Source organism: Yersinia sp. 2542 StPb PI, from assembly GCF_048593855.1.
In the GTDB taxonomy this organism is placed as follows: Bacteria; Pseudomonadota; Gammaproteobacteria; order Enterobacterales; family Enterobacteriaceae; genus Yersinia; species Yersinia enterocolitica_E.
Genome location: NZ_JAZGQA010000033.1, coordinates 19139 through 29919, shown reverse-complemented (window position 1 = coordinate 29919; position 10781 = coordinate 19139). Strand labels below are relative to the sequence as shown.

Here is a 10781-nt window from a genome sequence, read left to right as displayed (position 1 = left end):
CCGCCTTCCTGCAACTCGAATTATTTAGGTTATATATTATTTATCAATAAAATGTTAGCTACAGGCACACTGATAACCGAGTTTAAATACCCATGAGCAGAAAACTTTCCATTGCATTAGCCCAGTTGAATTGGCTGGTTGGCGATATTGAAGGCAACACTGAACGTATGTTGCAAACCTTAAATGAGCAGCAGAAGGCGGGTGCCTCACTGGTTATGTTCTCCGAGCTGGCTTTGTCCGGTTATCCGCCAGAAGACCTGCTGTATCGTGATGATTTTTATCAACGTTGTGAAGCGCAACTGGATCGTTTGCAGGCGGCAACGCAGCATACGGCGATACTGGTGGGGCATCCGTGGCGCGAAGAGGGCAACTTGTATAACGCATTGTCCCTGTTTGCTGATGGCAAATTGCTAGGGCGCTATTTTAAACAACAATTGCCTAACTACGGTGTGTTCGACGAAAAACGTTACTTCTCTGCCGGTCATGAAAGTTGTGTTGTGGAGCTGAACGGTTATCGTTTGGGGCTGCTTATCTGTGAAGATTTATGGTTCGATGGCCCGGTAGACGCCGCTAAAGCTGCCGGTGCAGAGGTGATATTGTCGATCAATGCCTCGCCATATAACCGTGAAAAACCGTATATTCGTAAAACTCTGATGGCAGCACATTGCCAGCGTACCGGGTTGCCATTGGTCTATCTCAACCAGATTGGTGGGCAGGATGAACTGATTTTTGATGGTTGCTCCAAGGTATTCGATGCGGCGGGTAATATGACGCATCGTTTGGCGGCTTTTGCGGAACAGACCACCTTATTGCAATTGAATGAGTGCAATGTGGTCCCTATGACGGCCCCTGTCGCAGAGTTACCGCCATTAGCGCAAGTGTATGAAGCGCTGGTGTTGGCGGTGCGTGATTACGTGACCAAAAATGGGTTTAATGGCGCGGTGCTGGGCTTGTCCGGTGGGATTGACTCGGCGCTGACACTGGCGATTGCAGTTGATGCGCTGGGCAAAGATAAAGTCCAGGCATTGATGATGCCATTCCGCTACACCTTAGATATCAGTATTGCGGATGCTAAAGAAGAAGCTGAAATTCTCGGTATTGAATTTGATGTACTGTCCATCGAGCCGATGTTTGATGCTTTTATGGGCCAACTGGCACCGATGTTTGCCGGTACAGGGCGCGATACCACGGAAGAGAATCTACAGGCACGCTGCCGCGGTGTCGTATTGATGGCCTTGTCTAACAAGCGTCGCAGTATTGTATTAACTACCGGTAACAAAAGTGAAATGGCGGTGGGCTATGCCACGCTGTACGGTGATATGGCCGGTGGTTTTGATGTGTTGAAAGATGTGCCAAAGACCTTGGTGTTTAAACTGTCGGAATACCGTAATACCGTCTCTTATGTGATTCCACAGCGGGTGATTACTCGCCCGCCATCTGCTGAGCTGGCTCCTGATCAGAAAGATGAGGACAGTCTGCCACCTTATGATATTTTGGACGCTATTCTCGAAGGGTACGTCGAGCAGGATAAGTCGGTGGCTGATTTGGTCGCAGACGGTTTTGATGAAACTATCGTGCGTAAGGTCATTCGCCTGGTAGATATCAATGAATATAAGCGGCGTCAGTCGGCTGTCGGGCCACGTATTACTGCCCGCAATTTTGGTAAAGATAGACGCTATCCGATTACATCAGGCTTTGGCCGCAAGAATTGGTAAAACAGGGATTCACCATGAAAAAAATTGACGCGATTATTAAGCCATTCAAACTGGATGATGTCCGTGAGGCACTGGCTGAAGTCGGTATCACCGGGATGACAGTGACAGAAGTAAAAGGTTTTGGTCGCCAGAAAGGGCATACCGAACTGTACCGTGGCGCTGAGTATATGGTGGATTTCCTGCCAAAAGTAAAAATAGAAATTGTGGTTGCTGACGATATTGTCGATACCTGCGTTGAAGCGATTATGCAAACGGCCCAGACAGGTAAAATTGGCGACGGCAAAATCTTTGTCTTTGATGTCTCTCGTGTGGTGCGTATCCGCACCGGTGAGCAAGACGAAGAAGCGATTTAAATTCTGCATATTTAAGTCATCAATAAAAAGCCCGTTTCGTTTCCACGAACGGGCTTTTTTACTCTCTACGCAGCAACCCTGCAACGTCAAGTACCAAGGATTTATGCTGGAACAAATAACCCCAGCCAGTAGAACAGGTTCAACACGATACCGGCAAGAATCACCGCCACCACTGGTGCGGCAATCTTCATCACCGGGCGACCAATGGCTTCATTCAGGAAATATAAGGCGGTAGTGATAGTGAAACCGGTATAACCGGCCATCTTGATCGACGCAAAAATTGCCCCGATTAACAGCGCGTATTCCATCAGCAAGTTCATGGCGTTACGGATATTATCAGACGCATTACGTACTGACGGGAAGCGGCCTAACCATTTTCCGATGGAACGCAGCATTAGCACTTCCAGTGATATCACCACCGCGCCGATTATCCCTGCCAGTAAGGGGTTTGGAACCAGATAACCGACCACAAACACGAAAGTGAAACCTGCAACGGCATAAACACCGGTCGCCAGTGCCGTAGTAGCAATCAGCGGCACAAATCCGAGGCCACGCATAAACTCAGCCAGTGATGCCTGATGGATTAATGCCAATGACTCTTCCGGCGTGATACCCGGCGCGTAAGCTTTTGCCAGTGTATAAATTGATACTTCGCTACCACCAAAAATCTTCATACTGGCGACGGCTGAAATTAATCCACCCACTACCGCCAGCATCGGCAAGTTCTTAATAATTCGCTGGGTTCGTTCTTCAAATACCGAGTGTCCGCCACCACCTCCCAGGTGGGTTTTTGCCCGTAAGTCTTGGGCAATGGCAATGCCGATAAGCAGAATCATACCGACAAAAATTTCAATTGATTCAGGGAATAGCCCGGTGAAACGGGTAATCAGCAGACGGGTCAGCAGCACGATAAAGGCGGAAATAACCGCGGTCTTCCAGCCAAATTGGTAGAAAATAGCCACCAACGGGAATAGGGCAAAGGCGGATATCACCGGGCTACTCAACTCCCCCAGAGAACCGATAAAATTCACTGGTAATGAGGTGAGCGCAGTATTAACTGCCGGTAAGCTGGTAAGGGCCAAAATACCCCACGCAGCACCCAGAGCAAATGCCAGATAGCTATTGATTGCCAGCACACCAATGATGTCAGTCGGCAAAAACAGTAACCAGGAATTAAGTAAGCCGGTCGAGAGGGTAAATGAGATACCGACTGAGGCGATAAAACCCACACTCAGACCGAAAGCAATACTCCCCGCTTCACGGCGGCTCATATTCCCTTCAACCAACTGTGGCAAAATAGGGCGGATACCGTCATGAAACACGGCAACGGAACGGTGAGAAAGCAGCGCGGTCATCCCTGTCAGCAGAGCAACCACAACAATATGAATATAATCCACGGTGGTGTCCCCTTTAGCGCAACTGTGTAATCAGCAGTGGGATTGCATGTTCAATATGTTCGACGGATAAGCCAAATGCCACTTTGCCCTCAGTCACCAACTTCTCTATTTGCTCAGGTTTCGCCTTGATTCCAGGCTTGGCGATAGTGGCACTTTTGTTATAACCAATAATCGCGATAGCCATTGATAATGCCGCTCCGGCACCGGTGTTACAGGCACCGATATAATAGTCCAATTGGCCTTCTTTCACTTTGATAGCCGCATCCATGTCCGAGAGAATAAATGTCTCAAAGGTATTAGGTGCCGTCTGCTCAATCATTTCGCGTATTAACTCTCGTTGCAGCCCGGCAATGCCAATCTTCTTCATAATCACTTTCCTTGCGTGGCGAAAAATTTATTAGGATTGTGGCGCAACATCATTTCCACCTGAGCGTGGGAAATCCCTGCGGCCAGTAACATGGGAACAAACGAATCAACTAAGTAACTAAACCCGCTACCGCCATTGGCTTTTAAATGTGAGCGACGGGTGATATCCATCGACAACATGACTCTGTCCAGCAACCCGCGTTCAGCCAACGCCACTAACATCGCGACCCTGCGTTGGTCCGGGAAATAACTATTTTTACCTATGGTGTCGAATTGGACATACACGCCCATCTCGATCATTTGCACAATAAGATCAGTTTGCTCTTTCAGGTCACAATGGCCGATAACGACGCGATCGAGCGGGACACCATGTTGTTTGAGTAGTGCAATTTGCTGCAATCCCATGGTACTGAAACTGGTATGGGTTGAGATGGGCAGGCCAGTTGCATGATGAGTCAGTGCTGCGGCATGAAACACTTTCTCCTCATCAGGGGTAATAACCCCTTCGCTGGTCCCTATCTCGGCAATGACGCCCGCTTTTAGTGCCGTGCCATCAATACCTGTCTCGATCTCATCAATCATGGTTTGTGCCAATTGCTGTGCGCTACTTTCACGCACCCTCGGCGGGTAAAAACTGTCAGTGTAATAACCGGTTGATGCGATGATATTTATGCCACTGTCACGCATCAGATTCAATAAAAACTGAGGGTTACGGCCCATGTATCGGTTGGTCACTTCGATGATGTTCAGCACCCCTTTACTCACCAGTTCACGCATTTCGTCACAGATCGGCTGATATTGATCGAGGCGACAGTCCAGATTATTTTTAAATCCAGACAAATCAATGTGGAGATGCTCGTGCGCGTAGGTGTATCCGTTAGGATTGATCATCGGGTAGGCTCCGAAGAAAGTCAGTGTGTAAGACTATCATGGGTATACATTAAATAAACTAACGTATTGGTCTGATAGCTTTTTTATTGATTAACCCAGCCTATTACCCTGGCTGTCATAGCAGCCAAGAATGCGGGGAGTGCCACTTTGAATGCCATCTATCAAGACGACATCACTACGAGTTACAAATATCTGGGAGCGGAAACACATAATAACCGGACTACCAACTGGGAACTGGCCCGCCAGACGCAGACAATAATCGATACTGTCATTATCAATCGGTAATACTGAGGATTGGCTAAATTGGTTATCGTGCCAAATTAACGCATTTTGCAAATGGCCACGGCGATAATAACCGCCGCCAAATACATAGCTATTATCAGCAAAATGATGGGAAATCTCGGACAGATATAGCATAGATATCTGTTCTGGCTGGTCGCCATGCTGATTGGTGGGCATGGTTCCGGTGAGCGCATGGCCGGGTTCGCTGTGTGTTATCCCTAATTGGGCCAACTCGGGGAGGGTGGTACAACTAGTTGCTGAGGGGGCATTTAGCTGTTCAATGGTGACACCTTCTGCTTGCAGGGTATTCCGTGCGGTCAATAAAGTTCGCATGTTGGCTGTTGGCAAAGTTTGCCGCAACTGGGGGTCATACACCATGCAAGGGAAATGCGTTATTCCAACCAATCGTACGCCCGGCATCTCTCGTAGAGCCGCAATGACAGCCGGTAAATGATGTAACTCGAATCCCGCTTCTTGCCCTGAATAGAGCAAATCTCCTGATTGGCAAACCTTCAACATTATGGGTTGGATAATATGTTGGCGATGCGCCGCCTGTGATATCTCCACTGCCTTCTCCAACGAGAAAACAGTAATGACCTCTGGCCGCTGGCGCACTATCTCCTCGACCATTGCTGAGGGCGGCTGCACTAAATGACCTACATGGGCGACAGGAATAGCATGGCGGTAGAGCTGCCGCGCCTCCTTAAAATCAACCGCAACCATTCCCTGAAAACCACATGCCAGCAGACGGCGGCATAGTTCAGGGTTACGCCCGAACTGTTTACTCATCAGATACAGTTTTATCTGGTACCGACTGGCTGTTTCAACCAGTAGACGGGCATTGGCCTCAGTTTGTTCGACGTCAATAACATAGCTGTCTGGATAAATTTCCCCCTGTTGCCAATATGATATAGCGGCATCGATTAATTTAGTATTTTGTTTTAAAAGGGTTTTTAAAAACATTTGATGTCCTAAGGGCGCCCGAGGCAGAATTATTTTGCTAAATTATTATTATTTTGAATATTTAGTGAAAAAAGACCCTGATGTTGTTTATTTAACGATACTCCCGCGAAGCCCATTTCAGCGCAGCGGAGGGACGTCACTAGAAAGGTATAGACCGTAAAGGTTCGCGAGTAAATATCCTATTTCGTTTTCTGTCGGTTTTAGTGAAAAATAGGCCAATAAATCCTGATTGATCTCACGGATATAGTGAATTTCTTCACTTTGGGTAATTTCCGCTAATATCGCCGGATCCAGGGCATGGATCTCTTCGCCCCGGCGGGTGCGCATTAATGCATTCGCCATATGGGTAATGGCCATCATGCCCTGCTCACCCCTAACCGGTAGCTGCCAAAAATTCTCTAAACGGTTGATAACTTGGTCTAAACCCTGACCAATATCGGTATCGATAACCCCTGATTGACACAGAATATTAAGACGCGCATCAATACAAATTTCCAAAGAGTTGGCCTCCTGAAAATGGCTCAGTTTGCAGCCAGGCAAATAATATTAATAGCGAGGCTCTATCTCGCCATTCTGTACTGCCCGCTGATGGTTAAGCAACAATGTCTCATTGATGCCTTTTTCCAGTAATAATTTGATCGGATGGTTATCTGGCCGGATGAGGATAACCGCCTGCGAAGCCTGAATATATCGCTCATCACCTTGTAATTTGATCGCCTGCAAGTGTTCATGAGGAATATCTTCGGCCAGATTCCAGATAGCAGCATCAATATCACCACGGTTAATATGTGCGATACAGTCACTATAAGGTAATTCAACCCGCTCAATGGGTTGGCCAGCAAATTTAATGTCAGTCAGCAAACATTGGTCAGGTGAGCGCGGGTCCAATCCTACCCGCTGGATTTTGTGCTGCTCACCAGGGCGGCAAATAAGCTGGTGGCCATCCACGTAAGAGCCATTACCCAGATTTAATGCCAGTGACACTTTCCCTTCGTTCAGATAACTTTTCGCTGCCAGATGCGACACGACGGCCATATCGTAGACACCATCTATCAGGCATTCGATACGCACTTCGGCCCCACGCATATGGGCAAAATAGAGCGGAAGTAGGGTGAATTGTTCTCTTAAGCCGCTGGCCAGGCCTTCATAAAGCTTGGTATAGGGCAGTGGCATGGCGCATACCATATTACCTAAATCAGCCTGTTGCAGTAACTGCGGCATATTCAGGTCAATAAGCAAGGTACCATTACGGCCTCGACGCTCAACGATGATAGCCCCATCAGCTTCCAGTACTTTTAATGCGTGCTGAACTACACCGACTGAGATACCGAAATCTTCTGATAATTCATCGATGGTTTTAAGTCGATTACCGGGGCGCTCACCAATTAAATAGCGCGCCATGGATACCAATGCCAACCCTTCTTTTTTTATGAATTTCTTACTCATGGTAGGTCAATTCAGCCTTATTTCACTCAGCAATAAATTCTATTACCGGGTAATAAATAGTAAGGGGATAATTGTAGCCACACTATTAATTTTAGTTGTATGGATAGCTAGACATTCATCCGAATGTCTCATCGTGGCAATATTAAGGTAGGATATATGAGATCTATATCACGTTCTACCAAATTTAAACGTAATAACCAGATGGTTTTTTTAGAACAGAAATAGAGGAGAGGCTGAGCAGCCTCTCGATGATAAATTCAATAGTTAGATGACTTTATGTGGGCCGAAACACTCATAATGTATATGCGCGGATGCTACCCCTTGCGCCAATAACTGGCGGCCAGCATATTGCATAAATGCCAGCGGGCCACAGAAATAATAATGTCTATTGGGATCGGCCGCCAGCCACTGATGTGAACTGAGATCCATCAGCCCTTGGCTGTGATAATCATCACCGGCACGGTCCTGAGCGGTGGGTTCGCGGTACCACACGTGGCGGCTAAGATTCGGCATATTCTGTGCAAGAGTCGCGACTTCATCGGCAAACGCGTGTACCCGGCCATTTTCAGCGGCATGTAGCCAATGTATCGGCGCTGCATGTTGGTTATCATGAAGGGTATTGAGCATACTTAACATTGGCGTCTGGCCGACACCGGCAGAAATCAATGCAACAGGCGTTTCTGCTGAGATATCGAGAAAGAAATCGCCACGAGGGGGAGCGATACGTACACTATCTCCTTCGTGCAGTTGCTGGTGTAAATAGTTAGAAACTGTGCCTTGCTCTTCGCGTTTCACCGCAATACGGTAAGTCTTGCCATTGGGTGCCGCAGTCAGGGAGTATTGGCGGATTTCCTGATATTCAAGTTGTTCATCTTCAATATAAATTCCCAGATATTGCCCCGGTTTGAAATCCAATACCCGGCCACCGTCTTCCGGCGCTAACACAAAGCTGCAAATCACCTCGCTCTGCATCTCTTTTTTAATGATACGAAAACGGCGCAAGGTCCGCCAGCCACCGGTGCTGGCCTCTCCCTGCTGATAAATCTGACTTTCTCGCTGAATAAAAACATCTGCCAACACACCATAGGCCTTACCCCAGGCATCTAACACTTCCTGGCCGGGGGAGAACATCTCATCCAGAGTGCTGATCAGATGATGGCCGATAATGGCATAGTGCTCAGGTTGAATATTCAGGCTGGTATGTTTCTGAGCAATACGCTCAACAGCGGGCAGTAGTGCCGCCAAATTATCGATATTGGCTGCATAGGCGCAAATCGCATTAAACAGAGCTTCACGCTGATCGCCATTAAACTGATTACTCATATTGAAAATGTGCTTCAGCTCAGGATTGTGCTCAAACATGCGATCGTAAAAATGTGCAGTGAGTTTGGGGCCGGTGGCGGCAAGTAACGGAATGGTGGCCTGAACGGTAGCGATGGTTTGGTTATCTAGCATGGTGTGCTCCTTATTCCCGTGGTATTTGGCGTCACAGCGGTTTTGTTACTCGGCCCATCTACGAGCCTCGCTGTCACGCTAATTACTTTGGGTATTATAGTGTGTAAATCAATACATGTATTTTAAATGCATCTTATAGATTGCACCCTAATTTGTAAATGCAGATTCCACTTATAAGGGATTACCTTGACGTGTCAGCTCACAGAATGTGAAAAAATCACATGATGAATATGAGGATAATTCCGTTGCACTGGATGAAGTCTGAACAGGTCAAAGCCTTACGCAGTCTGAAGCCAATCGTTTGCGTAAAAACCTCTGTCAAGACCTATCTTAACGGGGGGGAAACAGTTTACACTGTGGGCTAGAACCCAAACGGGTAGCCCACTATACCCTTCGTACTTGAAGCTGCAGCGGTGTTCGCTGCTCTCACTCACCCGAATCACTGACGTGAGTCAGCTCATCGGGATTAATGAGCCTCAAAGAGGCTCACCCTGAGGGCTAGCATAAATGCTGTTCAAATCGGTCTTCAACCGATTTGTCGCTCATTGGTTGCCTAGCTGCACCTCCAATGACTTTGGGTATAGGTATAACTTGTTAGCTAAGTCAGGAGAGCCGGATGTTAAAGCGTGAAATGAACATTGCCGATTATGATGCAGATTTATGGCGTGCAATGGAGCAAGAAGTGGTGCGCCAGGAAGAGCACATTGAGCTGATTGCCTCTGAGAACTACACCAGCCCGCGTGTTATGCAGGCGCAAGGTTCTCAGTTGACGAATAAATATGCTGAAGGTTATCCAGGCAAACGTTACTACGGTGGCTGTGAGTATGTTGACGTTGTTGAGCAACTGGCCATTGACCGTGCTAAAGCGTTGTTCGGTGCCGATTACGCTAACGTTCAGCCACATTCCGGTTCTCAGGCAAACGTCTCTGTTTACTCTGCATTGCTGCAACCCGGTGATACTGTATTGGGGATGAACCTGGCCCATGGCGGCCACCTGACCCACGGCTCACCGGTTAACTTCTCCGGTAAACTGTACAATATCGTACCTTACGGTATCGATGAATCTGGTCAGATTGATTATGAAGATCTGGCGCGTCAGGCCGAAATTCATAAACCAAAAATGATTATCGGTGGCTTCTCTGCTTATTCCGGTATCGTTGATTGGGCAAAAATGCGTGAAATCGCTGATAGCATCGACGCATGGTTCTTTGTGGATATGGCTCACGTAGCAGGTCTGGTTGCTGCTGGCGTTTATCCTAACCCGGTCCCACATGCACATGTCGTTACCACGACCACGCACAAAACATTGGCTGGCCCACGTGGCGGTCTGATCTTGGCGAAAGGCGGTGATGAAGATCTGTATAAGAAACTGAACTCTTCTGTTTTCCCTGGTAACCAGGGTGGCCCATTGATGCATGTTATTGCCGGTAAAGCGGTAGCATTGAAAGAAGCCATGGAGCCTGAGTTCAAAATTTATCAGCAACAAGTAGTTAACAATGCCAAAGCGATGGTGTCAGTGTTCCAAGAGCGCGGCTATAAAGTGGTTTCTGGCGGTACTGAGAACCACCTGTTCCTGTTGGATCTGGTGGATAAAGATATCACCGGTAAAGACGCCGATGCCGCTTTGGGCCGTGCGAATATTACCGTGAACAAAAACAGCGTACCTAACGATCCGAGAAGTCCGTTTGTGACTTCAGGTGTGCGTATCGGTAGCCCAGCGATTACCCGCCGTGGCTTCAAAGAAGCGGAATCTCGCGAACTGGCTGGCTGGATGTGTGATGTGTTAGATAACATCAACGATGAAGCAACCATTGAGCGCGTGAAACAGAAAGTACTGGCTATCTGCGCCCGCTTACCGGTTTACGCATAATATTGCTGGATATCGTTAAGCTGTAATGAAAACCCGCGAATGC

General features: G+C 47.7%; 10 protein-coding genes. 3 read left to right on the top strand and 7 right to left on the bottom strand.

Annotation, left to right across the window (positions count from 1 at the left end):
- Nucleotides 1-92: 92 nt before the first annotated feature.
- Together V1952_RS06590 and glnB are read left to right on the top strand one after the other, a co-directional pair.
- Nucleotides 93-1715: an NAD+ synthase gene (locus tag V1952_RS06590; RefSeq protein ID WP_420074488.1), complete on the top strand. Its 1623-nt coding sequence runs from the start codon at nt 93-95 to the stop codon at nt 1713-1715.
- A gap of 14 nt (nt 1716-1729) precedes the next feature.
- On the top strand, nt 1730-2068 hold the full coding sequence (glnB, locus tag V1952_RS06585; RefSeq protein ID WP_002231018.1) for a nitrogen regulatory protein P-II: 339 nt from the start codon (nt 1730-1732) through the stop codon (nt 2066-2068).
- A gap of 101 nt (nt 2069-2169) precedes the next feature.
- On the opposite strand, the gene V1952_RS06580 is transcribed toward glnB, so the two are convergent.
- The 7 genes from V1952_RS06580 to hmpA all read right to left on the bottom strand — a co-directional run bounded on the left by V1952_RS06580 (nt 2170) and on the right by hmpA (nt 8868).
- Nucleotides 2170-3465, bottom strand: a complete 1296-nt coding sequence (locus V1952_RS06580; RefSeq protein WP_083163153.1) for a YhfT family protein — start codon at nt 3463-3465, stop codon at nt 2170-2172.
- A gap of 13 nt (nt 3466-3478) precedes the next feature.
- Nucleotides 3479-3832 carry a DUF2620 domain-containing protein gene (locus tag V1952_RS06575; RefSeq protein WP_372559686.1) on the bottom strand — a complete coding sequence of 118 codons (354 nt, stop codon included), beginning with the start codon at nt 3830-3832 and terminating at the stop codon, nt 3479-3481.
- A gap of 2 nt (nt 3833-3834) precedes the next feature.
- Nucleotides 3835-4722: a phosphotriesterase-related protein gene (locus tag V1952_RS06570; RefSeq protein WP_420074487.1), complete on the bottom strand. Its 888-nt coding sequence runs from the start codon at nt 4720-4722 to the stop codon at nt 3835-3837.
- A 90-nt stretch (nt 4723-4812) separates the two neighbouring features.
- Entirely contained in the window at nt 4813-5967 is a 1155-nt protein-coding gene (locus tag V1952_RS06565; protein WP_372559684.1) for a YhfX family PLP-dependent enzyme, read from the bottom strand.
- Between the two features lie 117 nt (nt 5968-6084).
- Nucleotides 6085-6465, bottom strand: a complete 381-nt coding sequence (locus V1952_RS06560) for a PRD domain-containing protein (protein ID WP_372559683.1) — start codon at nt 6463-6465, stop codon at nt 6085-6087.
- A gap of 48 nt (nt 6466-6513) precedes the next feature.
- Complete coding sequence (gene yhfZ, locus V1952_RS06555) at nt 6514-7413, bottom strand: GntR family transcriptional regulator YhfZ (RefSeq protein WP_372559682.1); 900 nt, start codon at nt 7411-7413, stop codon at nt 6514-6516.
- A 264-nt stretch (nt 7414-7677) separates the two neighbouring features.
- A complete protein-coding gene (gene hmpA, locus V1952_RS06550) occupies nt 7678-8868 on the bottom strand; it encodes an NO-inducible flavohemoprotein (RefSeq protein ID WP_420074486.1) in 1191 nt (396 codons plus the stop codon).
- Between the two features lie 616 nt (nt 8869-9484).
- Between hmpA and glyA the strand changes: the two genes are divergently transcribed.
- A complete protein-coding gene (gene glyA, locus V1952_RS06545; protein WP_372559680.1) occupies nt 9485-10738 on the top strand; it encodes a serine hydroxymethyltransferase in 1254 nt (417 codons plus the stop codon).
- Nucleotides 10739-10781 lie beyond the last annotated feature (43 nt).